21 protein-coding genes are annotated in these 21,519 nt (G+C 68.8%); 15 read left to right on the top strand and 6 right to left on the bottom strand.

Annotated elements, in window-relative coordinates:
• Positions 1–39: 39 nt before the first annotated feature.
• A complete protein-coding gene (locus H149_RS0100705) occupies positions 40–1,461 on the bottom strand; it encodes a fatty acid desaturase (RefSeq protein WP_020647800.1) in 1,422 nt (473 codons plus the stop codon).
• A gap of 178 nt (positions 1,462–1,639) precedes the next feature.
• On the opposite strand from H149_RS0100705, the gene H149_RS0100700 reads away from it, so the two are divergent.
• Entirely contained in the window at positions 1,640–2,653 is a 1,014-nt protein-coding gene (locus H149_RS0100700) for an AraC family transcriptional regulator (protein ID WP_020647799.1), read from the top strand.
• Positions 2,654–2,660: 7 nt separating this feature from the next.
• Here H149_RS0100700 and H149_RS0100695 read toward each other — a convergent pair whose 3' ends face one another.
• Positions 2,661–3,848 (bottom strand): MFS transporter, encoded by a 1,188-nt coding sequence (locus H149_RS0100695; protein WP_020647798.1) that lies wholly within the window; start codon positions 3,846–3,848, stop codon positions 2,661–2,663.
• A gap of 116 nt (positions 3,849–3,964) precedes the next feature.
• On the opposite strand from H149_RS0100695, the gene H149_RS0100690 reads away from it, so the two are divergent.
• The 6 genes from H149_RS0100690 (at position 3,965) to H149_RS0100670 (ending at position 8,034) form a co-directional block, all read left to right on the top strand.
• Complete coding sequence (locus H149_RS0100690; RefSeq protein WP_020647797.1) at positions 3,965–4,873, top strand: LysR family transcriptional regulator; 909 nt, start codon at positions 3,965–3,967, stop codon at positions 4,871–4,873.
• 714 nt (positions 4,874–5,587) lie between these two features.
• Entirely contained in the window at positions 5,588–6,139 is a 552-nt protein-coding gene (locus H149_RS0100685; RefSeq protein WP_020647796.1) for a DUF4256 domain-containing protein, read from the top strand.
• Between the two features lie 89 nt (positions 6,140–6,228).
• Positions 6,229–6,636, top strand: coding sequence for a hypothetical protein (locus H149_RS0100680; RefSeq protein WP_154654579.1), 408 nt, complete (start codon positions 6,229–6,231; stop codon positions 6,634–6,636).
• Between the two features lie 55 nt (positions 6,637–6,691).
• Entirely contained in the window at positions 6,692–7,093 is a 402-nt protein-coding gene (locus tag H149_RS22995; RefSeq protein ID WP_154654578.1) for a hypothetical protein, read from the top strand.
• A 372-nt stretch (positions 7,094–7,465) separates the two neighbouring features.
• Positions 7,466–7,750, top strand: coding sequence for a hypothetical protein (locus H149_RS0100675; protein WP_020647794.1), 285 nt, complete (start codon positions 7,466–7,468; stop codon positions 7,748–7,750).
• Positions 7,738–8,034, top strand: a complete 297-nt coding sequence (locus H149_RS0100670; protein ID WP_020647793.1) for a type II toxin-antitoxin system RelE/ParE family toxin — start codon at positions 7,738–7,740, stop codon at positions 8,032–8,034. The genes H149_RS0100675 and H149_RS0100670 overlap by 13 nt, the downstream gene beginning before the upstream one ends.
• Before the next feature lie 133 nt (positions 8,035–8,167).
• Here the strand turns inward: H149_RS0100670 and H149_RS0100665 are convergent, their stop codons facing one another.
• The gene (locus tag H149_RS0100665) at positions 8,168–9,421 is read right to left on the bottom strand and encodes a DUF445 domain-containing protein (protein WP_020647792.1); all 1,254 of its coding nucleotides are present in this window, start codon (positions 9,419–9,421) and stop codon (positions 8,168–8,170) included.
• A gap of 115 nt (positions 9,422–9,536) precedes the next feature.
• Here H149_RS0100665 and hrpA point away from each other — a divergent pair, with 115 nt between their 5' ends.
• From hrpA to H149_RS0100635, 6 genes are all read left to right on the top strand, one after another.
• Positions 9,537–13,376, top strand: coding sequence for an ATP-dependent RNA helicase HrpA (gene hrpA / locus H149_RS0100660; RefSeq protein ID WP_020647791.1), 3,840 nt, complete (start codon positions 9,537–9,539; stop codon positions 13,374–13,376).
• The gene (locus H149_RS0100655) at positions 13,373–13,906 is read left to right on the top strand and encodes an NADPH-dependent FMN reductase (RefSeq protein WP_020647790.1); all 534 of its coding nucleotides are present in this window, start codon (positions 13,373–13,375) and stop codon (positions 13,904–13,906) included. Before hrpA ends, H149_RS0100655 begins: the two co-directional genes overlap by 4 nt.
• Positions 13,907–13,985: 79 nt before the next feature.
• Positions 13,986–14,702 (top strand): orotidine-5'-phosphate decarboxylase, encoded by a 717-nt coding sequence (pyrF, locus tag H149_RS0100650; protein WP_020647789.1) that lies wholly within the window; start codon positions 13,986–13,988, stop codon positions 14,700–14,702.
• The gene (gene hemE / locus H149_RS0100645; RefSeq protein ID WP_020647788.1) at positions 14,699–15,769 is read left to right on the top strand and encodes a uroporphyrinogen decarboxylase; all 1,071 of its coding nucleotides are present in this window, start codon (positions 14,699–14,701) and stop codon (positions 15,767–15,769) included. The genes pyrF and hemE overlap by 4 nt, the downstream gene beginning before the upstream one ends.
• 54 nt (positions 15,770–15,823) lie before the next feature.
• The gene (yihG, locus tag H149_RS0100640) at positions 15,824–16,756 is read left to right on the top strand and encodes a 1-acylglycerol-3-phosphate O-acyltransferase, YihG family (RefSeq protein WP_154654577.1); all 933 of its coding nucleotides are present in this window, start codon (positions 15,824–15,826) and stop codon (positions 16,754–16,756) included.
• A gap of 123 nt (positions 16,757–16,879) precedes the next feature.
• On the top strand, positions 16,880–17,818 hold the full coding sequence (locus H149_RS0100635) for a DegV family protein (protein ID WP_020647786.1): 939 nt from the start codon (positions 16,880–16,882) through the stop codon (positions 17,816–17,818).
• Between the two features lie 18 nt (positions 17,819–17,836).
• Here the strand turns inward: H149_RS0100635 and H149_RS0100630 are convergent, their stop codons facing one another.
• From H149_RS0100630 to H149_RS0100620, 3 genes are all read right to left on the bottom strand, one after another.
• A complete protein-coding gene (locus H149_RS0100630; protein ID WP_026352725.1) occupies positions 17,837–18,940 on the bottom strand; it encodes a 5-(carboxyamino)imidazole ribonucleotide synthase in 1,104 nt (367 codons plus the stop codon).
• Positions 18,937–19,407, bottom strand: a complete 471-nt coding sequence (purE, locus tag H149_RS0100625) for a 5-(carboxyamino)imidazole ribonucleotide mutase (protein ID WP_051101772.1) — start codon at positions 19,405–19,407, stop codon at positions 18,937–18,939. The genes H149_RS0100630 and purE overlap by 4 nt, the downstream gene beginning before the upstream one ends.
• A gap of 245 nt (positions 19,408–19,652) precedes the next feature.
• A complete protein-coding gene (locus H149_RS0100620; RefSeq protein ID WP_020647783.1) occupies positions 19,653–20,381 on the bottom strand; it encodes an SIMPL domain-containing protein in 729 nt (242 codons plus the stop codon).
• Between the two features lie 158 nt (positions 20,382–20,539).
• On the opposite strand from H149_RS0100620, the gene sufT reads away from it, so the two are divergent.
• Positions 20,540–21,088: a putative Fe-S cluster assembly protein SufT gene (gene sufT / locus H149_RS0100615; protein ID WP_020647782.1), complete on the top strand. Its 549-nt coding sequence runs from the start codon at positions 20,540–20,542 to the stop codon at positions 21,086–21,088.
• A gap of 19 nt (positions 21,089–21,107) precedes the next feature.
• Positions 21,108–21,494, top strand: coding sequence for a Co2+/Mg2+ efflux facilitator ApaG/CorD (gene apaG / locus H149_RS0100610; RefSeq protein WP_020647781.1), 387 nt, complete (start codon positions 21,108–21,110; stop codon positions 21,492–21,494).
• The last annotated feature ends 25 nt before the right edge of the window (positions 21,495–21,519 follow it).

Raw genomic sequence — 21,519 nt, 5'->3', positions numbered from 1 at the left:
TGCGACCGGGCGCGTCGGAACGCGGATGCCGTAAGGCCCTCAGGCGGCGCGGGCCACCGCCGGCAGCGGCTGGAAGTCGACTTTCTCGCGCACCGCGCAGGCCGGGCACGGCCAGTCCGCCGGCAGACGCGCCCACGGCGTGCCCGGGGCGATGCCTTCGTGCGGGCAACCGGCGGCGGCATCGTAGACGTACGAGCAGTTCGGGCAGAGGTAGCGGTCGGCGTCGGCCGCGACGCTCGCTGCCGGTGCGGCGGCCGGCGTCGCGGTGGCGGTGGTGGCCGGCGTCGCGCGCAGCGGCGCCCGCTGCCAGCGCGCCAGCAGCGCGGCGCGCTTCGGCGCGTGGAGATGGGCCTTGCTCAGGTCGCCGCGGTGATGGGCCGCGACGCGATGATCCATCATGCGGAACCACAGCGGTGGGCAGTAGGCGACGAGGATCATCGACGAATAGCCGGACGGCAGCTGCGGGCTGTCGTCGAAGTGACGCAGGGCCTGGTAGCGGCGCGTCGGGTTGGCGTGGTGGTCCGAATGACGCTGCAGCTGGTAGAGGAACAGATTGGTGACGATGTGGTTGCTGTTCCACGAGTGGCGCGGCGCGCAGCGCTCATAGCGGCCGGCCTTGCTGTCGTACTGGCGCAGCAGGCCGTAGTGCTCGATGTAGTTGACGACCTCGAGCAGCGAGGCGCCGAAGAAGGCCTGCGCGACGAGGAACAGCAGCGCCCACGGGCCGAGCCACAGGGACACCGCGCCGAACAGCACGACGGTCAGCGCCCACGACTGCAGGTTCTCGTTCGACAGGCTCCACACGCGCTTGCCGTTGCGCTTCAGGCGTTCGGCCTCGATGTGCCAGGCCGAGCGCAGGCTGCCGACCATGGTGCGCGGCAGGAAGGCCCAGAAGCTCTCGCCCATCCGCGAGCTGGCCGGATCGATCGGCGTGGCGACGTTCTTGTGGTGGCCCTTGTTGTGCTCGATGAAGAAGTGGCCGTAGGCGACCGGCGCCAGCGTCAGCCGCGCCAGCCAGCGTTCGAGCGCGTTGGTCTTGTGGCCGAGCTCGTGGCCGGTGTTGATGGCGATGCCGTTGATGATGCCGACGCTCAGCGCGATGGCGACGAGGTTCCACCAGGCGTAGTCGCCGGTCGCGAACAGCCAGGCGCCGAAGATCGTCGCGGCGAACTGTGCCGGGATGTACGCGAACACGATCGCGCGGTAGTAGCGGTCCTGCTCGAGGCCGGCGACGGCGCTTTCCGGCGGGTTGGTCGGGTCGGTGCCGATCAGCGTGTCGAGCAGCGGCAGCAGCCCGTACATGAAGAGCGGCATGCCCCACAGGAACAGGTTGTTGCCGGTCGCGTACGCGAGCAGCAGGCACGACAGCGACAGCACCGGCACCAGCGGGCTCAGCAGCCAGAGGTAGCGCTTGCCGTCGCGCCAAGACTGCGGCGGGGCCGCGAGCGTCGAGGTATTCATGAACGATTCTCCTTCGATCCGTCTGGGATGCCGCGTGCGTATGCGAATGCCGCGGCACTGTTGGAATGCGCCAGCATTGTGAGTGGCGGCGCCGGCCGCCATCCTGTCATTTATTGACATCACCCTGTCTTTTTCAGACAGTGCTGCCTCGACCCGCAGCCGAGCCCGTGCCGCCGACATGAAGCGCAACGACCCCGAAGTGCCGGCGCGCTACTACGTGCGCATGGGCGAGGTGCTCGCCGCGCGCGGCGTCGACGTGCTCGCGCTGCTGCGCGCGGTACGCCTGAAGCCGGAGGCGATGGCGCTGCCGGAGGCGAAGCTGCGCTGGAGCCAGGTCGAGGCGCTGGTCGCGCAGGTGCTGGCGATGCCGGGCCTGGCCGATCTGGCGTTGGACGTCGGCCGCGTGCTGAAGCCGAGCTCGCATGCCAGCGTCGGCTTCGCGATGCTCAGCAGCCCCGACATCGACTACGCGCTGCGCGTGCTGGCGCGCTACTTCCGCCTGGTGATGCCGAGCTTTCGCATGCACTACCGCGCCGGCGGCGGCCGCACCGAGATCCGCTACGCGCCGGCGTTTCCGCAAAGCCACGCCTGCCTTGCGTTTCATCTGGAGGCGATCGCCGCGGCCACGTACTGGGAGATCAAGATGCTGAGCAGCGGCGAGATGCCGGCCAGCCAGCTGCATTTCTCGGTGCCGGCGCCGCTGCACGTCGCGCGCTACGCCGAGCTGGGCGGCGCGCAATGTCACTTCGGCAGCATCGGCTCGCCCGGCGTGCGCCTGCTGTTCGATGCCGACTTCACGCGCCATTCGCTGCCGATGGCGGACGCCGGCGCGCTGAAGATGGCGGAAGCGCGCTGCGCCGAGCTGCTGCGCAACGTGGTCGCGGTCGGCCAGGTGCGCGACTGGGTGGCGATGATGCTGCGCGAGAGCGCCGACGGCATGCCGACGCTCGGCGAGCTGGCGCAGACGCTGAACCTCTCGCCACGTACGCTCGACCGCTACCTCAAGCGCGAGGGCGCCAGCTTCCGCATCCTGGCGCTGCAGGTCCGGCACGAGCGTGCCTGCGAGCTGCTGCGGCGCGGCCTCAGCGTCACGCAGATCGCGCACGAACTCGGCTACACCGACGCCTCCAACTTCACGCGCGCGTTCCGCCGCGCCGCCGGCCGCGCGCCGAGCCTGCACCGGCCGCGCTAGCGCCGGTTCAGTCGGCGGCGCAGGGCGCCGCGACTGTCGTGAGCGCACGCGAACGTTCGAGCTGGCGCGCCCACAGCGCGACGCCGAACGCCGCCAGCGGCAGCAGCGCGCCGGCCCAGGTCACCGCGCCGAGGCCGTAGCCGTGGCCGATCACTGCGCCGCCGAGCCAGGCGCCGGCGGCGTTGCCGAGATTGAACGCGCCGATGTTGAAGCTCGATGCCAGGCTCTGGCCGGCGCCCTGCGCCTTGTCGAGCACCCACATCTGCAGCGGCGGCACGGTCGCGAACGAGGTCGCGCCGAGCAGGCCGACGAAAAGCACCGCGAGCGTGCGGTCGTGAATCGCGAAGCGCATCAGCACCAGCGTCGCGGTCAGCGCCAGCAGCGTGCCGAGCAGCGCCGCGTGGAGGCGGCGGTCGGCGAGCCGGCCGCCGAGCAGATTGCCGACGATCAGGCCGCCGCCGAACACCAGCAGGATCGGCGAGACCGCTTTCTCGGAGAAGCCGCTGATCTCGGTGAGGATCGGCGCGATGTAGGTGAACACCGCGAACATGCCGCCGAAGCCGAGCACCGTCGTCAGCAGACCGAGCAGCACCGGCACGCGGGCCAGCGCGCGCAGGTCGGCGCGCCAGTCGCCGGTCTCCGGCGCGCCGGCGTCGCGCGGCACCCACAGCGCGATCACCGCCAGGGCGACCACGCCGACCGCCGCCACCGCCCAGAAGGTCGCGCGCCAGCCGAAGCTCTGGCCAAGCCAGGTGCCGAACGGCACGCCGAGAATGTTGGCGACGGTCAGGCCGGTGAACATCACGGCGATCGCCGAGGCGCGCCGCGCGGGCGCGACCAGGCTGGTCGCCACCACCGAGCCGACGCCGAAGAAGGTGCCGTGCGCAAAGGCGGTGAACACGCGCGCCGCGAGCAGCGTCGCGTAGTTCGGCGCCAGCGCGCAGGCGAGGTTGCCGAGCGTGAAGATCGCCATCAGTGCCAGCAGCACGGTCCTGCGCGGCCAGCGTCCGGTCGCCACCGTCATCAGCGGCGCGCCGACCACGACGCCGAGCGCGTAGCCCGAGATCAGAAAGCCGGCGGCGGGAATCGACACGCCAAGATCGCCGCTGACCTGCAGCAGCAGGCCCATGATGACGAACTCGGTGACGCCGATGCCGAAGGCGCCGGCGGTGAGGGCATAGAGGGCGAGAGGCATCGCGACGCTCCACAGGGCACGGGAAAAGGGGCGCTACGATGCCCGCCTTCGCGATTGATGATAAGAATGTCGCCAGGCACGACGATCTTGCATCGGAATCACGAATCGACGGACCCGTGGACAATCGCAGCGGCGAGATCGAAGTGTTTCTGCGCGTCGTCGACGGCGGCAGCTTTGCCGCGGCGGCAAAGGCGCTGCGCGTCACGCCGTCGGCCGTCAGCCGCACGATCGCGCGGCTCGAAGCGCGGCTCGGCGTGCGCCTGCTGCAGCGGACCACGCGCGCGCTGACGCTGACGGCCGAGGGCGAGGCCTTCCGCGTGCGCGCCCAGGCCATCGCCGCCGAGATCGACGACCTGGAGCGCAGCTTCACGGCGGCGCGCGCCGAAGCGCGCGGCCGCCTGCGCGTGACGGCGTCGGTGCCGTTCGGCCTGCACTGTCTGCTGCCGGTGCTGCCGGAATTCCTCGAGCGCCATCCGCAGGTGAGCGTCGATCTTTCGCTGACCGACGCGCTCGTCGACCTTGTCGATCAGCGCATCGACGTCGCCGTGCGCCACGGGCCGCTGCGCGACTCGACGCTGCGTGCCCGCCCGCTCGGCGCCAGCCGCTGGATCGTCGCCGCCGCGCCGGCCTACCTGCAGCGCCACGGCACCCCAAGCACGCCGGCCGAGCTGGATCGGCACAACTGTCTCAACTTCAACTTCCGCCGTGCGCTCGAAGGCTGGAACCTGCGCCCGGCGCCGGGCAGCGCCCACGCGCCGCAGCGGCAGGCGGTGCACGGCAACTTCTACGGCAACTCGGGCGAAGCCCTGCGCCTGATGGCGGTGGCCGGTGCCGGCATCGTGCGCCTCGCGCACTTCCTGATTGGTGCCGATCTCGCCGCCGGGCGTCTCGTGCCGCTGCTGGAGGACTACGCGCCGGGCGACCGCGAAGAGATCCACGCGCTCTATCTCGGCCACGACAAGCCGGCGGCGCGCGTCCGCGCGTTCGTCGATTTTCTGGTCGAGCGCGCGACGGTGACTGAATGAGGGTGCAGCACGGCTTGCCGGTGCCAGGCCGGATGCGGACGCTCTCGATTTCGCCGCTCGAACGCGCGTTCGGACGGGCGCTCAGGCGGCCGGAATATCCGCCGTTCAACGCCCTGGACCGTGTGACGGATTTCCCGACCGCGTCGGCCGGACTGGCGGCACATTACCGTGCCAGTCGATGAGCGTCGGGTTTAAGGAAAAAATGCGTGTGCTCCTATTGTCGTCCGCACTTCTCCTGGCAGCCTGTGGAAAGGGGGCAGCTGAAAGAGAGGTCTTCTTTGGCTGCGAAGCGCCGGGAGGTCAGTTCAGGGCGGAGTTCTTTCGGGAGTTCGGCGGCGGCGCCGCGGGCTGGCAGTACGAGGCTGTGGCTGTATTCGAGCGCGGCGTCAGCTCGCCCGCACGGATCCTGACTCTCAAGCAGGGCTACGACATGAATTTATCGTGGCAGTCTGCCACTGAGTTAAAAGTGAGCTACCCAGATGCAGCGCGAGTAGACCACTGGCAAAGCTGGTTCGGGCGCATGGCCGATGGCAAGGTGGTCCTTGAGCGTGTTCCATCTAGGCAAGGGCGGTTCGTTTCGCGAAGGAGCGGATGCATAAACGCCCAGTAAGCTGCTCAGGTCGACCGCCTCCCCTCCGGCGGGCCCGCGCCGAGTGCCGGGAAGTCTTCGTACGCGTTCTTCAAAACATCCGGTGAAGTTGGAGGCGATGCGCCATGGGTCTGACGAAGAAGCAAGGTGACGCGCTGATTTGCGCGCTCAAGGATCGTTTCGAAACGAACGTGGGCCGACACAAAGGCATCGACTGGTCTTGGGTGCAGGCGCGGATTTCGGCAGATCCGGGGAAGCTGCAGTCGCTTCACGAGATGGAAGCGACCGGCGGTGAACCGGACGTCATCGGCCACGACAAGAACACCGGGCAAGTCATCTTCTGTGACTGTTCCGCCGAAAGTCCAAGCGGCCGCAGAAGCCTGTGCTTCGACCGTGATGCGCTGGACTCGAGAAAGGAGAACAAGCCGGCCGGCAACGTCGTGGACATGGCGGCGGCCATGGGCATCGAACTGCTGACCGAGGCGCAGTATCGCGAGCTGCAAAGACTCGGCTGCTTCGATGCCAAGACATCCAGCTGGATCGTGACGCCGCCGGAGATCAGGAAACTCGGCGGCGCGCTGTTCGGTGATCGCCGCTACGACTCGGTGTTCGTGTACCACAACGGCGCCCAGTCGTACTACGCGGCCAGAGGGTTTCGCGGCCTGTTGCGGGTTTAGACGTTGGCAGACAACCATTCGCTGCAGGTCGAAGTCGCTCGCGGAGGTCAGCGCCTGCGACGACGGAAATCATACTGACTAGAGCGCACATGAACATCACCTACGCTGCACTTTTCATCGCCATCGCAACCGCTGTTGTACAGTCGAGCCTTGACAAAGCAGGTGTTGGTCGGGTCGAGAGTACTGCAATATCTCCCGCATCAAACGCCTTGGTCATGCTATCTCTTCCAATCACGTTGCTGAGCAACCTCGGCATTATTGCCATAACGATCTGGTCCTTCTTTGTCTTGCCTTGGCTGCCCACGCTCGGGGTTGTTGCCGCTGCGTTCGTTGGGTTTTCACTAGTTTGGGGTGTGTTCCTGGCCATGCTGCGGCGCGGGGAGCATTGGCTTTCTCTCGTATCTGTCGGCATCCCTCTCGTCTTCGCTCTGCGCCTTCTATGTGCGGCATGCGTTGTGTTCCTGGGCATAAGCTATGTGCACGGCGGCGCGCTCTAACCCTTCCATCGCCGCTCATGTCAAACGCTAGGCCGAAGAAAAGAGGAGGTTTTATATGAGTTGGTGGCGAAAGCAAAAGCCTGAAATCGCACCAGACATGCCATTGCGGTTCAAGTCTCCCAGCGACGCATTCGAATATGCATGTAAGTATCTTGACTGCAAGCCGGTCATGGGCTCAGCAATTCCAGCCCTCATCATTAACGTCGTATCGGGTGGCGATGATATGGATGAGGCGGAAGTTCAACTTGCGGGAACGCCACTCCCTCCGCTGATTAAAACTTTCGTTCCGAAAAGCGTGAAAATAAAAAAAGAAGACTTTGTAGCATTTCGCATCATGGCAGAGCGGCCGTTTCCACCTGGGCCATTCGGTGTCCCTGAGTACATTCTCAAGCCTGAGTACAGCATTGGTCGGGGAGGTTGGCTTGCTGAGCGCGTTCTATTCAAGCCCCGGGCCTAACGAGGCGTACATGGACTCCTCCCGCAAGCCCGCAGGTGAAGTGAAACGCTGATCGCGGCGTACGAAGGTGGTTGCCGTCGTAAGTTTGGCGTCGTCGAGAGCCTGCGTTGCAGGCGGAGCCTTCATGGAGATCCTCGCCGGGAGAGCCACACGTTCGCAACGAACTTTTTGCCGCGCTCACGCTGGTTATCGGCTTTGTTTCCCGGGCGGTTCGATGCGGATCCGGCGCTTCGCTAACCCGAGTTACGGCCTTTGCGAGGCCGGTACCATGACGGTGAATGTCATGCGGTCTGGGCCATGCATGGAGCCGGCTTGCCGCGATTGCCGCGCCGGTGTTACCGTGGTGCCACCTGATTTGCGGAGTGCCTGGCAATGTCCACGACCTCTTTGAAGCTTCCCGAAGACGTAAAACAGCTGGCGGTCGCAGCGGCAAAGCAACAAGGCGTTACCCCGCATGCATTCATGGTCGACGCCATTCGTGCCGCCGCCACGAATGCGGAGCGGCGGGCGCAATTCGTGGCGGACGCTGTTGCGTCGAGGAAAGAAGCCCTTGAATCCGGAAAGGGGTACGCAGCCGACGAAGTGCACGCGTACATGCGCGCTCGGGCGCAGGGCATGTCCGCCAAGAAGCTCAGAGCAAAAGCTTGGCGCGCGTAATCTATGCCGATCGTGCGCTCGCCGATCTCGGCCGGCTCACCGACTTTCTCTTGCAGGCCGAGCCGGCCGTAGCGCTGGAGACGGTTGATCTCATCGCCGAAGCCGTCCAGGTCCTTGAGAATCATCCGCTGATCGGGCGCTCCGCGGAGCAAGGGCTAAGAGAGCTTGTGATTTCTCGCGGCAAGTCTGGATATGTCGCGTTGTATAGCCATGAGCAGGAGCAGGACGTCGTACTGATCTTGTCGATACGACATCAGCGCGAATCCGGCTATGCGCTGGAGTAGCTGGGGTGCCTCCGGTAAAGCGGTGACGGACTCTCCGCAGGCCCGTAGGTGAAGTGGAACGCTGATCGCGGCAAGCGCAGGTTGCAGCCGTGCATGCGGCGGCGTCGAGGGCTTGCGACGCAGCTCGCCGGGACTAATGCACCATCAGGAACACCTGCAGCTCGCCGACGAGGAAGCCCAGCACGGCGCCGACGGTGATGAGGACCCACTCGTCTTCCTTGAACACCGGCCGCAGCATGCCCTCGAACTGCTCGGGGCTCAGGGCCTGCATCTTGCGGATGAGGGTGTTGCGGATGTCCATCGCGTCTTCGGCGTAGTGGTTGATGGACTGCAGGGCGTGCGGCAGCTCGCGCATCAGGCTTTCGGCGACGGCGACTTTCATGTCCGCGTATTTGCGTGAGCCGATCAGCATCGCCACCAGCGGCCGCGCGGCGCCGGCCTGTTCGTCGACGGCCTGCTTGACGTGGTGCTGCAGCAGCTCGAACAGTCGGTCCGACAGCGGGCCCTTGAGCACCGCCTCCCAGACCTTGTCCGGCGTGAGGATCTGGTCGGCGATCAGGTTGCCGTAGTCGTGCGCGACTTCCTGCTGGCGGCGCAGGAACAGGCCCTGCACGGTCAGCCCGAGCACGCGGCGCGGCCGTAGCGGGCGGAACAGCATCTGCAGAGCGAGCCAGTCGCTGGCGAAGCCGACGAACAGGCCGAAGGCCGGCAGCATCCACGGCTGTTTCCAGATGACCCAGCAGATCATCTGCACGATGCCGATGCCGAAGCCGAAGTAGAAACCGGCGGTGCCGAAGAACTTGAACTCCTGGCGGCCGGTTTCCCAGAAGATGCGGTTGAGCAGCTTCTTGTCGCGCACGAGGTTGCCGACGACCATGGTCTTGAGGTCGAACAGCTCTTCGATGTGGGTATGGATGTCGCGCATGATGCCGGCGACCATGCCGGGCAGATCGCCCTGCACGCGCTGCACGACGCGGCGCCGCACGAACTCCGGCAGCGTGCTCCACAGGCCGGGCTGGAAGCGTTCGGCGACGTCGCGGGTGATGCGGTCCATCGCGTCGATCAGCGCCGGCTCCAGCTCGCGGGCGACGCGGTCGGGATCGAGCCGGGTGAAGACTTCGCGCACGCTGATCAGCTGCGAGGTCATCAGGTCGACGGAGATGCCTGCCATCTTCGCCGCGTTTCGCGGGATAATGCCCTGCCAGCCGAGGTACGGGGCCTTGAGTCCGATGAATTCGATGGGCTGGAACATCATGCGGATCGCCACCACCTTGGTGACGTAGCCGATGATGGCGCTGACGAAAGGCAGCGAAAGATAAATCCAGAAGTGCTGCCGGACGTCCGCCGCGATCGCGTGCCAGTCAAGCCAATGCGTCAACCACTCCATTCCCTGCTCCCCCGGGCGACGGCCGGCGCGTTCGGCCACCGTCTTTTAGATTTGCTCTGATGATCCGGATTGTGCCCAAGCCCCCGCGCGCTGCCTATCGGCCGCACCGCCAGCCATGACCATCGCGGCGGCCACTCTCGATGCCGTGCGGGCGACGCTGGACGCCGCCCGCGACGAGCTGCTGGCGCGTGACCACGCCGGCTTCGTGCGCCTGCTCGAACGCGCGCGGCGCGGCGCCAAGATCGATCTGGCGCGGCTCGATCGCGACGTCGCGCAGGCCAGGCTGCGCTACGAGAACCGCCAGCGCGCGCGGCCGCTCTCGATCCGTTATCCGGACGAGCTGCCGGTGGTGCAGGCCAAGGACGAGCTGTGCGAGGCGATCCGCAACCATCAGGTCGTCGTCGTCTGCGGCGAGACCGGGTCGGGCAAGACCACGCAGCTGCCGAAGCTGTGCCTGGAGCTGGGCCGCGGCGCGCGCGGCCTGATCGGCCATACGCAGCCGCGGCGTCTGGCGGCGCGCAGCGTCGCCAATCGCATCGCCAGCGAGCTCGATACGCGGCTCGGCGAGCTGGTCGGCTACGAGACGCGCTTCGATCGCCGCGTCTCCGAGCGCTCGCTGGTCAAGCTGATGACCGACGGCATCCTGCTCGCCGAGCTGGGCCGCGACCATCTGCTCACCGCCTACGACACCATCATCATCGACGAGGCCCACGAGCGCAGCCTCAACATCGACTTTCTGCTCGGCTGGCTCAAGCGCATCCTGCCGCAGCGGCCGGACCTGAAAGTGATCGTCACCTCGGCGACGCTCGATCCGGAAAAGCTGTCGCGGCACTTCAACGACGCGCCGATGCTGTTCGTCTCGGGCCGCACCTATCCGGTCGAGATGCGCTACCGGCCGCCGGCCGACGACGGCGATCAGGAAGGCGCGATCGCCTCGGCGATCGACGATCTCTGGCGCGGCCGGCCGAACGGCGACGTGCTGGTGTTCCTGCCCGGCGAGCGCGAGATCGGCGACGCCGCGCGCGTGCTGAGCGGCCGCTTCCAGCGCGCCGAGGTGCTGCCGCTGTACTCGCGGCTGGCCGCGAACGCGCAGGACGCGGTGTTCTCGCCCGGCAAGCAGCCGCGCATCGTGCTGGCGACCAACGTCGCCGAAACCTCGGTGACGGTGCCCGGCATCCGCTATGTCGTCGACACCGGCACCGCGCGCATCAACCGTTTCGCGCCGCGCACCGGCGTGCAGCAGCTGCAGATCGAGCCGGTCTCGCAGGCCGCCGCCAATCAGCGCGCCGGCCGCTGCGGCCGCCTCGGCCCCGGCATCTGCGTGCGCCTGTACGGCGAGGACGATTTCGCGGCGCGGCCGCCGTTCACCGATCCGGAAATCCGCCGTGCCAATCTGGCCGGCGTGATTCTCAGCATGACGGCGCTGGGCCTCGGCGACGTCGAGGACTTTCCGTGGGTCGACGCGCCGGACAGCCGCCACGTCGCCGACGCCTACCGCGTGCTGCAGACGCTCGGCGCGCTCGACGAGGCGCGCCAGTTGACGCCGGTCGGCCGCGAGCTGGCGCGCCTGCCGCTCGATCCGCGCGTCGCGCGCATCGCGCTCGCCGGCCGCGGCAGCAGCGCGCGCGAGGCGATCCTCGTGCTGGCGGCGGCGATGTCCGTGCAGGATCCGCACGAAGTGCCGGCCGAGGCGCAGGACGCGGCGCGGCAGAAGCATGCGAGCTGGCGGCATCCGCGCTCGGATTTCCTGACGCTGCTCAAGCTCTGGCAGCAGTGGCGCGACTGGAGCGAGAGCCATTCCAACCGCCAGCTGCGCCGCATCTGCCGCGAGCATTACGTCTCCTTCCTGCGCATGGAGGAATGGGAGGCGGTGCATCGCCAGATCCGCGATCTGGCCAGCGACGAAAGCGGCCGGCCGGCATCGGACGCGCGCTGGACCAACGAAGCGCTCGACGAGCTGTACGTGCCGGTCCATGAAGCGCTGCTGGCCGGTTTGATCGATCACATCGGCCACAAGCTGCCGGAGAAGAACGAGTACCAGGGCCCGCGCAACCGCCGCTTCAAGATCCATCCGGGTTCGGCGCTGATCAAGAAGCCGCCGCAATGGGTGATGAGTGCGCAGCTCGCGCAGACCACGCAGCTGTACGCACGCACCAATGCGGCGATCGAGCCGGACTGGCTGGAGCGCGTCGCGCCGCATCTGGTCAAGCGCGTGCTGCTGCATCCGCAGTGGAACGCCGAGCGCGGCGAGGTGACGGCGACCGAGCACGTCAGCCTGCTCGGCCTGCCGCTGCTGACGCGCGCACGCCACTACGGCTCGACGCATCCGCTCGAAGCGCGCGAGATCTTCATTCGCGAGGCGCTGGCCGGCGGCCATCTGCCGCGCAAGCCGGCCTTCCTCGACGCCAACCTGCAGCTGATCGAGGCGATCCGCGACAAGGAAGCCAAGATGCGCCGCCCGGACCTGATGGCCGGCGACGAGCAGTTCTACGCGTTCTACGACGCGCGCGTGCCGCCCGAGGTCTGCACGGCGGCGGCGCTGCGCAGCTGGCTCAAGCGCGAGCCGCAGGCGCAGAAGGCGCTGACGATGGCGGAGGCCGACGCGCTGCGCCCGGGCGCCAACGCCGACGTCGAAAGCCTGTTCCCGGACCGCCTGGAACTCGGCGGCGTCACGCTCAAGCTTTCGTACTCGCACGAGCCCGGCGAGGAACACGACGGCGTCACCTTCCACATCCCGCTCGCGCAGGTTCATCAGCTGCCGGCCGAGCGCTTCGAGTGGCTGGTGCCGGGCCTGCGCGCCGCCAAGCTCGAAGCGCTGATCCGCACGCTGCCGCAGCATCTGCGCCGGCAGGTGATGCCGGCCGCCGAATACGCGCAGGCCCTGAACGCGCGTCTGACGCCGGACGACGGCGCGCTGCTGCCGGCGATGTGCACGGCGCTGCAGGCGATGACCGGCGTGCGTCTGGAGCCTGCGGATTTCGCGCCGGACCGGCTCGAAGCCTATCTGCGGCCGCGTCTGCAGCTGGAGAACGACAAGGGCGCCGTGCTCGGCGTCGCCGACACGCTCGACGGCCTGCGCGGCCGCTTCAGCGGCGACGCCCGCCGCGCGCTGAACCAGGCGGCGAGCCGCGACGACGCCCTCAAGCAGTGGGCGCGCGAGAAGCTGGGCGACTGGGATTTCGACGCGCTGCCGGAATCGGTGCCGCTGCCCGGCGGCGCGCGCGGCTATCCGGCGCTGGCCGCGCACGACGGCCAGGTCGATCTGCGCCTGTTCGAATCGCGCGAGGCCGCCGCCGCCGCGCATCGCGCCGGCACGCGGCAGCTGCTGCTGCTGCGCATGCCCGAGCGCCTGCGCGATCTGGCCAAGAACGCACGCCTGAAGCTGGCGCTGCTGGCCGTGCCGTTCCAGCTCGACGTCGAGAAGATCGCGCTGCAGCTTGCCGCGCGCGCCGCCGACGCCAGGCTGCTCGACGAGCCGGTGCGCACGCGCGCCGATTTCCAGGCGGCGCTCGAACGCCGCGCGGCGTTCAGCCTCGACGCGCAGGCGCGCCTCGACAGCCTCGTCAACTGGCTCAACGCGGCGCTGGCGATCCGCAAGACGCTGGACGCCTGCAAGAGCAAATGGCCGCTGTCGGCCGCCGACATGCAGGCGCAGCTGGCGAGCCTGTTCGGCGCCGACTTCGTGCTGGCGATCCCGGACGCGCAGTGGCCGCGCGTCGCGCTCTATCTGCGCGCGCTGCAGGTGCGGCTCGAACGTCTGCCGCAGAAGCCGGTACGCGATGAGGATCTGACCAAGCAGCTGGCGCCGTTCGCCGAGAAGCTGCCGGATCTTGCGCAGCCGGCGCGCTGGCTGCTCGAGGAATGGCGCATCGCCCTGTTCGCGCAGGAGCTGAAAGCGGTCGGCCGGCCGTCGCCGCAGGCGCTGCGCGAAGCGCTGGCGCAGCCCCGGCCATGAACGCGCAGCGCTGGCTGGCGGTCTGCGGCAGCCTGCGCCGGCAGTCGTCGAACCGGGCGCTGCTCGATGCGCTGCCGGCGCTGGCGCCGCCGGGAGTGCGCGTGGTGTCCCACCCGCTCGATGCGCTGCCGCCGTTCAATCCGGATCTGGAGGACGCGTTGCCGGCATCGGTGCGCGCGTGGCGCGCCGCCGTCGCCGCCGCCGACGGCCTGCTGATCTCCAGCCCCGAATACGCGCACGGCGTGTCCGGCGTGATGAAGAACGCGCTCGACTGGCTGGTCGCCGGCCCGGAATTCGTCGGCAAGCCGGTCGCGCTGCTCAACGCCACGACGCGCGCCGAGTTCGCGCCGGCGCAGCTCGCCGAAACGCTGCGCACCATGTCGGGGATCGTCGTCGACGCCGCCGGCCTGAGCCTGCCGCTGCTCGGCGGCACCCGCGACGGCGCCGCGATCGTCGCCGAGCCGGCATTCGCGACGCCTTTGCGCGCCGCGCTGGCGGCCTTCGCCACGGCGATTGCCGCGCGCGGCTAACCGTCCGCGCGTCGCGCCGGTTGCCGCCGGACTGGCGGGCGCCGACAATTCGTCTCTCCCGTTCGCTCCCGGATTGCCCATGATTGCCGCGCAGGATCGCCTGATCGCCGCGCTCGACGTGCCGACCGCCGCCGATGCCCGCCAGCTCGTCGCCAGGCTCGGCGACGCCGTGCACTTCTACAAGATCGGCCTCGAGCTCTTGATGGCGCCGGGTTTCTTCGAGCTGCTCGACGCGCTCAAGGGCGAGGGCAAGAAGGTCTTCGTCGACCTCAAGTTCTTCGACATTCCCGAGACCGTCGCGCGCGCCGTGCGCAATCTGTCCGAGCGCGGCGCCGATTTCTGCACGGTGCATGGCAACCAGTCGATCATGGAAGCGGCCGCCAAGGCCAAGTCCGGCGCCACCAAGGTGCTCGCGGTGACGGCGCTGACCAGCCTCGATCAGGGCGATCTGAACGATCTCGGTTTCCAGTGCGACGTCGCTGTGCTGGTGCTGTCGCGCGCGCGCCGGGCGCTGGCCGCCGGCTGCGACGGCGTGGTGTCCTCGGGTCTGGAGGTTGCGAAGCTGCGCGCCGAAGCGCCGCGCGAGCTGATCTGCGTGACGCCGGGCATCCGCCCGGTCGAGAACCGCGTCGAGGCCGATCAGAAGCGCATCATGACGCCGGCGGCGGCGATCAAGGCCGGCGCCGACTATCTCGTCATCGGCCGGCCGATTCGCGATGCCGCCGATCCGCGCGCGATGGCGCAGCAGATCCAGACCGAGATCGCACAGGCGCTCGCCGAAGCGGGCCGCGCATGAGCGCGCGCACGCTGGACAACGACCGCTTCCTGCGCGCGCTCAAGCGCCAGCCGGTGGACTACACGCCGACCTGGATGATGCGCCAGGCCGGACGCTATCTGCCGGAGTACCGCGAGAGCCGCAAGAAGGCGCGCGACTTCATGGCGCTGTGCCGCAATCCGGAGCTGTGCTGCGAGGTGACGCTGCAGCCGCTGGCGCGCTTCGGTCTCGACGCCGCGATCCTGTTCTCCGACATCCTGACGATTCCCGACGCGATGGGCCTGGGCCTGCGCTTCGTCGAGGGCGAGGGTCCGGTCTTCGACCGCCCGGTGCGCGACGAACGCGCGATCGCCCAGCTGCCGGTACCGGACCCGAACGTCGAGCTGCGCTACGTGATGGACGCGGTGACGACGATCCGCGCCGCGCTCGGCAGCCGCCTGCCGCTGATCGGTTTCTCCGGCAGCCCGTGGACGCTGGCGACCTACATGGTCGAGGGCGCCGGCGGTTCGGACTTCGTGACGATCAAGCGCATGGGCTACGACGCGCCCGAGCTGCTCGACAGCCTGCTCGCCAAGCTGGCGGCGTCCGTCAGCCTCTATCTGGAAGCGCAGCTCGCCGCCGGCGCCGACGCGCTGATGGTGTTCGACACCTGGGGCGGCGTGCTCGCGCCCGAGGACTATCGGCGCTTCTCGCTGCAGCCGATGGCGAAGATCGTCGCCCACCTCAAGCGCGTCGCGCCCGAGGTGCCTGTGATCCTGTTCACCAAGAACGGCGGCCAGCATCTCGAAGCGATGGCCGATACCGGCTGCGACGCGCTGGGCCTGGACTGGACCACCGATCTCGGCGCGGCGCGCGCGCGCGTCGGCGGCCGCGTCGCGCTGCAGGGCAATCTCGATCCGGCCTGGCTGTTTGCCGGCCCGGCGAAGATCGAGGCGGCGGTGGCGCGCACGCTGGCGAGCTACGGCCCGGGCCCCGGCCACGTCTTCAATCTCGGCCACGGCATCCTGCCGACGACGCCGCCGGAGCACGCGGCGGCGATGATCGAGGCGGTGCGCCGTCTGAGTCCCGCGTACCATCGCGCCGACTGATGTGCGGCGCCGGCGCGCGGGTGCCGGCGCCGGGCTTTCCCGAGGAGGTATCGCGTGCTTTCGGTGATCTTTCCCCCCAGCGTGGTCGGCGGCATCACCGCGGTGGCGCTCCTGCTGACGACGGTCGCCGCGTTCCTGCTGCTGCTGCCGGCGATCCTCCTCAAGCTGCTGCCGTACCGCCCGCTGCAGCGCGCCTGCAGCCACTGGTGCGTGTGGGTGGCGACCAACTGGGCGTCGAACAACAAGATCATCCTGCGCCTGCTGCACGCCGTGCAGTGGGAGGTCGACGTGCGCACGCCGCTCGATCCGCGCGCCAACTACCTGCTGATCGCCAACCACCAGTCGTGGGCGGACATCCTGCTGCTGTTCGACATCCTGCACGGGCGCGTGCCGTTTCCGCGCTTCTTCCTCAAGCACGAACTGCTGTATGTGCCGGTCATCGGCCTGGCCTGCTGGGCGATGGATTTTCCGTTCATGCGCCGCTACAGCCCGGCCCAGCTCGCCGCGCAGCCGGAGCTGAAGGGCAAGGATCTCGAAGCGACGCGCCGCGCCTGCGAGCTTTACCGCAGCGAGCCGGTCACGGTCATCAATTTCCTCGAAGGCACGCGCTTCACCGAGGCCAAGCGCGTCGCCAAGCGCTCGCCGTACCGCCATCTGCTGCGGCCGAAGGCCGGTGGCATGTCGTTCACGCTCAATGCGATGGGCGAGCAGTTCGCCGGCGTCATCGACGTCACCATCGCCTACCGGCCGACCCGCAAGCCTCTGCTGTGGAGCTGGTGCTGCGGCGAGCAGGATCAGATGGACATCCATGTCGACGTGCTGCCGATCCCGGCCGAGCTGATGCACGGCGACTACGAAAACGACGCCGAATTCCGTGCCCGCTTCCAGGGCTGGATCAACACCGTCTGGACGCGCAAGGACGCCCGCCTCGACCGCCTGCTTGGCGGCCGTCCGGCCGTGCAGGCGCCGCGTCCGGCGGCGATGTAACGATTCTCTACGCGCCGGCGCCGGCGGCGATGCCGGGCGGTCGGATCGCCACGTTCGTCAGCTGGCCGACGATGGCGCGGCGCCGGCTCGCATAATCGGATCCTTTCCGGTCCGGAGCCGTCCATGCGCATCGGCGTGGTCGCCGACGCCACCTGCGATCTGCCGTCGGAGTTCATCAAGTCGCACGACATCGGCATCCTGCCGGTGACGATCCAGCTCGGCGACGAGCAGTTCGACGACGTCCGCGATCCGCGCGCGACGCGGCGCTTCTACGCGCGCCAGCTGGCACAACGCGACTTCGATGCCGATACCATCGCCTACAGCGTCGAGCAGACGCGGGAGCTGCTGCGCCGGCGCATCGTGCCGTTCTGCGACTACGCGTTCTGCATTACCGTCAACGCGACGCGTGCCAGCACCTTCGAGAGCGCCGCCAAGGCTTCGTTCTCGATTCTCGCCGACGCGCAGTCGGAGCCGACGGCGCGCGGCCCGTTCGTGCTGCGCGTGCTCGATTCGCGCACGGTGCTGGCCGGCATCGGCGTACTGGTCGCGGAAGCCGCCAAGCGCGTGCGCGACGGCATCACGCCGTTCGAGCTGCGTCGCCATCTCGACGCGCTGCGCGACCACGTCTGTACCTACCTCGTGCCGGGCGATCTGTACTACGTGCACCACCGCGCGCAGAAGAAGGGCGAGCGCGGCGTCGACTGGCTCAGTTATGCGATCGGCACCGCGCTCGACCTGCGGCCGGTGATCCTCGCCTACCGCGGCGAGACCGAGCCGGTGGCGCGCGTGCGCGGCTACGAGCGCGCGGTCGCTGCCGTGTTCGCGCAGGTGGCGCGGCAGATCGAGCAGGGCGCGCTGTACGTGCCGCATGTGGTCCTCAGCTACGGCGGCGAGCTCGCCGAGCTGCAGCGCCTGCCGGGCTACGACGCGCTGCGCGAAACCGCGGCGCGGCACGGCGTCGAGCTGCTCGAGAGCATGATGTCGGCGGCCTCGGCGGTCAGCATCGGCGCCGGCTGCGTGTCGATCGCCTATGCCGGCGAGCGGCGTCCGTTCAGCGAGTGAGCGCGGCTTCGCGCCGCTTCAGCCCTCGATCGCGGCGACCAGCGCCTGCAGCTCGGCGAGGCGCTCGGCGAGTTCCGTGTCGCTGGTCGCCGTCACCGTCGCATGGCCGACCTTGCGCTGCGGCTTCGGCGTCTTGCCGTAGTGATGGATATGCACGCCGGGAATCGCCGCCAGCGCGGCGTTCTTCGGCGCGTCGCCGATGAAGTTCACCATCACGCTCGGGCCGCGCAGCGCGGTCGAGCCGAGCGGCAGGCCGGCGATCGCGCGCAGATGGTTCTCGAACTGCGAGCAGACCGCGCCCTCGATCGTCCAGTGCCCGGAGTTGTGCACGCGCGGCGCGATTTCGTTGGCGAGCAGCTGGCCGCCGTTCGGGCCGGCGGCGACGAAGAACTCGAAGGCGAGCACGCCGACGTAGCCGAGGTGCTCGCAGACGCGGCGCGCGTAGTCCTCGGCGTGGCGCTGCAGCGGATCGTTGGCCCGCGGCGTCGCCGTGCGCAGGATGCCGTCGCGATGCATGTTCTCGACGACCGGGTAGAAGCGCATCTCGCCGTCGCGGCCGCGCACTGCGAGGCAGGAGACTTCGCGCTCGAACGGCACGAAGGCTTCGAGGATCAGCGGCTGGCCGCCGAGCTTGGCCCAGGCGGTGTCGAGATCCTCGGGCTTTCTCAGCACCGCCTGACCCTTGCCGTCGTAGCCGAGACGGCGCGTCTTCAGCACCGCCGGCAGGCCGATGTTGCGCACCGCGAGGTCGAGCGCTTCGCGCGTCGCCACCGGCATGTAGCGCGGCACCGGGATGCCGAGCTTGTCGAACAGCGACTTCTCCGACAGGCGGTCCTGGCCGACGGTCAGCGCGACCGGCGCCGGCAGCAGCGGAATGCGCGCGGCGACGTACTCGGCGGTCTTCGCCGGCACGTTCTCGAACTCGTAGGTGGCGAGGTCGACGGCGCCGCAGAAATCGGCGAGCGCCTTTTCGTCGACGTAGTCGGCGTGGATGTGCGCGCCGAGCGGCGCGGCGCAGGCTTCGGTCGCCGGATCGAGGAACACGAAGTCGAAATCGAGCGGATAGCCCGCCAGGGCCAGCATCCGGCCGAGCTGGCCGGCCCCTAGGATGCCGATTTTCATGCGGGCAGCTTCAGCGGTTCGTCGTCGAGGACTTTGGCGGTCTGGCGGCTGCGGAACGCGTCGAGCCGTGCCGCGAGGCGCTTGTCGGTGGTGGCCAGGATCGCGGCCGCCAGCAGCGCGGCGTTGGTGGCGCCGGCCTTGCCGATCGCCAGCGTCGCGACCGGGATGCCGGCCGGCATCTGCACGATCGACAGCAGCGAGTCGAGGCCGTTGAGCGCCTTGCTCTGCACCGGCACGCCGAGCACCGGCAGCGCGGTCTTGGCGGCACACATGCCCGGCAGGTGCGCGGCGCCGCCGGCGCCGGCGATGATCACGCGCAGGCCGCGGCCGCTCGCTTGTTCGGCGTATTCGAACAGCAGGTCGGGGGTGCGATGCGCCGAGACCACGCGCGCCTCGTACGGCACGCCGAGATCTTCGAGCGTTTGCGCCGCATGCGCCATCGTCTCCCAGTCGGAGCGGGAGCCCATGATGATGCCGACGACGGCGCGGGATGCGGCGGGCGGGGAGGTTTTCTTGCGGCTGGCCACTTTCGGCCCCTCAGCGAACGCGGGGAGGAAAGCGCAGGATTATTGCATTGCAGGGGATCGCGCGCACCGGGGCTTCGGCCGCGCCGGTGCCGGCCGCGCGAGAACGCGCGGTTTCGTAATTTTATCGGAGCAAATAAAACGGGCTCGGACGCGCGCGCCGCGCGCATCCGGGCCCGCGGCCGGGCTCAGCGCTCGGCGAGGTCGAACTCGGCGGACACCGAGGCGCTGTACTTGATCTCGCCGCCGGCGAAGCCGATCTGCTCGTTGCCGCTGGCGTCGGCCATCGGCGCGGCGGCGACGCGCATCTCCGCCTTGTACATCACCGGCATCGGCCGTACCTCGTCGTTGGCGCGGACGCTGCGTACGCTGCCGAGCTTCACGCCGAGCGTGTCGGCGAGCAGCTTGGCGCGGGCCTGGGCGTCCTGTGCCGCCTTGGCGAGCGCCTGGCGCTGCAGTTCGTCGCTGCGGCTCGATTCGAGCTGCGGCGGGCTGACGTGGTTGACGCCGGCCTTGGTCGCGCGCAGCACGTAGTCGCCGAGTTTGTCGAGATCGGTGACGACGACCTCGATCGTGCGCCGCGCGCGGTAGCCGACCAGCTTCTGCTGATGCAGCTTGTCGTCCCAGACGTACTCCGGGTTGAGGCTGATGCCGGCGGTCGAGATCTGCTCGTCCTTGGCGCCGAGCGCCTTGGCCTCGGCCAGATAGGCGCGGACGGTGGCGTTGACCTGCGACTCGGCGGTCTTCAGATCCGGATGCAGCGCGTCGGCGGCCAGGCTCAGACGCGCGCGGTCGGGGGCGACGCTGACCTCGCCCTGGCCGCTGACGGCGACCAGGCGCGGCGGCGGGGCGTCGGCCGCGGATGCGGCGGCGCTGGCGAACAGCAGGGCAGGCAGCAACCAGGCGATCTTCTTCATTGTTCGGGTCTCGCGGTGGGATCAAACGCGCCGATCATAGGCGAGCCGGCCGGCCTGAAGCTGAACGCGGCGCACGCCGGCAGCAGCGCGCGGCGCGCTGGTTTAAGATCGCCCATCCCGTTTTTTGTCGCGCCGCCGGGCGCGATCCTGACCCATCCATGAGCGCCTTCCACGAACCCGTCACCCTGACCCGTGACGTCATCGGCATCCTGATCCCGCAGGGGACCAAGGTCGAGCTGCCGGAGGGCGCGCGCGCGCAGATCACGCAGGCGCTCGGCGGCAGCTTCACCGTGCAGGTCGAGGGGCACCTGTTCCGCCTCGAGGGCAAGGACGCCGATGCCATCGGCCAGGAAGTGGTGCGCGCGCCGGAGATCGCCGCCGACGCCAGCGACGAGGAGATCGAGCAGGCGGTCTGGGCGCAGCTGAAGACCTGCTACGACCCCGAGATCCCGGTCGATATCGTCGAGCTGGGCCTGGTCTACGAGTGCAAGGTCGAGACCCTCGAACCCGGCCGCCGCCGCGCGCGCGTGCGCATGACGCTGACCGCGCCGGGCTGCGGCATGGGCGACATCCTGGTCGCCGACGTCAAGAGCAAGATCGAGCAGATCCCGACGATCGCCGAGACCGACGTCGAGCTGGTCTTCGATCCGCCGTGGAACCAGTCGATGATGTCGGAAGCGGCCAGGCTCGCGACCGGCATGTACTGACCGGCAAAGGAGCAGGGCGATGTCGGACACCGTGACCCGAGGCATCCGCATCATCGTGCAGCCGCGCTTCGTCGCCGAGCAGTCGGACCCCGACCGCAGCCAGTACCTGTTCGCGTACCACATCACGATCCGCAACGAAGGCGAGCAGACCGTGCAGCTGCTGTCGCGGCACTGGGTCATCACCGACGGCGAGGGCCATGTCGAGGACGTGCGTGGTCCCGGCGTGGTCGGCTACCAGCCGGTGCTCGCGCCGGGCGAGGAGTTCCAGTACACGAGCGGCTGTCCGCTGACGACGCCGGTCGGCACCATGCACGGCGAGTTCAACATGGTGGTGCCCGACACGCGCGAAACCTTCGACGCGCGCATCAGCCCGTTCCGGCTCGCGGTGCCGACGGCGCTGAACTAAAAAGGCCAGCGCCGCCGCTGCGACG

Source organism: Solimonas variicoloris DSM 15731 (assembly GCF_000382285.1).
GTDB classification, from domain to species: domain Bacteria; phylum Pseudomonadota; class Gammaproteobacteria; order Nevskiales; family Nevskiaceae; genus Solimonas; species Solimonas variicoloris.
This window is presented reverse-complemented; position numbering and strand designations above follow the sequence as displayed.

What these genes read in the sequence shown, in the direction of transcription:
- hrpA (WP_020647791.1), top strand. Translation starts at nt 9,537, where the DNA reads ATGACCATCGCGGCGGCCACTCTCGATGCCGTGCGGGCGACGCTGGAC.
- H149_RS0100680 (WP_154654579.1), top strand. Translation starts at nt 6,229, where the DNA reads ATGAACATCACCTACGCTGCACTTTTCATCGCCATCGCAACCGCTGTT.
- sufT (WP_020647782.1), top strand. Translation starts at nt 20,540, where the DNA reads ATGAGCGCCTTCCACGAACCCGTCACCCTGACCCGTGACGTCATCGGC.
- H149_RS0100620 (WP_020647783.1), bottom strand. Translation starts at nt 20,381, where the DNA reads ATGAAGAAGATCGCCTGGTTGCTGCCTGCCCTGCTGTTCGCCAGCGCC.
- H149_RS0100635 (WP_020647786.1), top strand. Translation starts at nt 16,880, where the DNA reads ATGCGCATCGGCGTGGTCGCCGACGCCACCTGCGATCTGCCGTCGGAG.
- H149_RS0100695 (WP_020647798.1), bottom strand. Translation starts at nt 3,848, where the DNA reads ATGCCTCTCGCCCTCTATGCCCTCACCGCCGGCGCCTTCGGCATCGGC.
- H149_RS0100630 (WP_026352725.1), bottom strand. Translation starts at nt 18,940, where the DNA reads ATGAAAATCGGCATCCTAGGGGCCGGCCAGCTCGGCCGGATGCTGGCC.
- H149_RS0100665 (WP_020647792.1), bottom strand. Translation starts at nt 9,421, where the DNA reads ATGGAGTGGTTGACGCATTGGCTTGACTGGCACGCGATCGCGGCGGAC.
- H149_RS0100700 (WP_020647799.1), top strand. Translation starts at nt 1,640, where the DNA reads ATGAAGCGCAACGACCCCGAAGTGCCGGCGCGCTACTACGTGCGCATG.
- H149_RS0100705 (WP_020647800.1), bottom strand. Translation starts at nt 1,461, where the DNA reads ATGAATACCTCGACGCTCGCGGCCCCGCCGCAGTCTTGGCGCGACGGC.
- H149_RS22995 (WP_154654578.1), top strand. Translation starts at nt 6,692, where the DNA reads ATGAGTTGGTGGCGAAAGCAAAAGCCTGAAATCGCACCAGACATGCCA.
- H149_RS0100675 (WP_020647794.1), top strand. Translation starts at nt 7,466, where the DNA reads ATGTCCACGACCTCTTTGAAGCTTCCCGAAGACGTAAAACAGCTGGCG.
- H149_RS0100655 (WP_020647790.1), top strand. Translation starts at nt 13,373, where the DNA reads ATGAACGCGCAGCGCTGGCTGGCGGTCTGCGGCAGCCTGCGCCGGCAG.
- purE (WP_051101772.1), bottom strand. Translation starts at nt 19,407, where the DNA reads ATGGGCTCCCGCTCCGACTGGGAGACGATGGCGCATGCGGCGCAAACG.
- H149_RS0100685 (WP_020647796.1), top strand. Translation starts at nt 5,588, where the DNA reads ATGGGTCTGACGAAGAAGCAAGGTGACGCGCTGATTTGCGCGCTCAAG.
- hemE (WP_020647788.1), top strand. Translation starts at nt 14,699, where the DNA reads ATGAGCGCGCGCACGCTGGACAACGACCGCTTCCTGCGCGCGCTCAAG.
- pyrF (WP_020647789.1), top strand. Translation starts at nt 13,986, where the DNA reads ATGATTGCCGCGCAGGATCGCCTGATCGCCGCGCTCGACGTGCCGACC.
- apaG (WP_020647781.1), top strand. Translation starts at nt 21,108, where the DNA reads ATGTCGGACACCGTGACCCGAGGCATCCGCATCATCGTGCAGCCGCGC.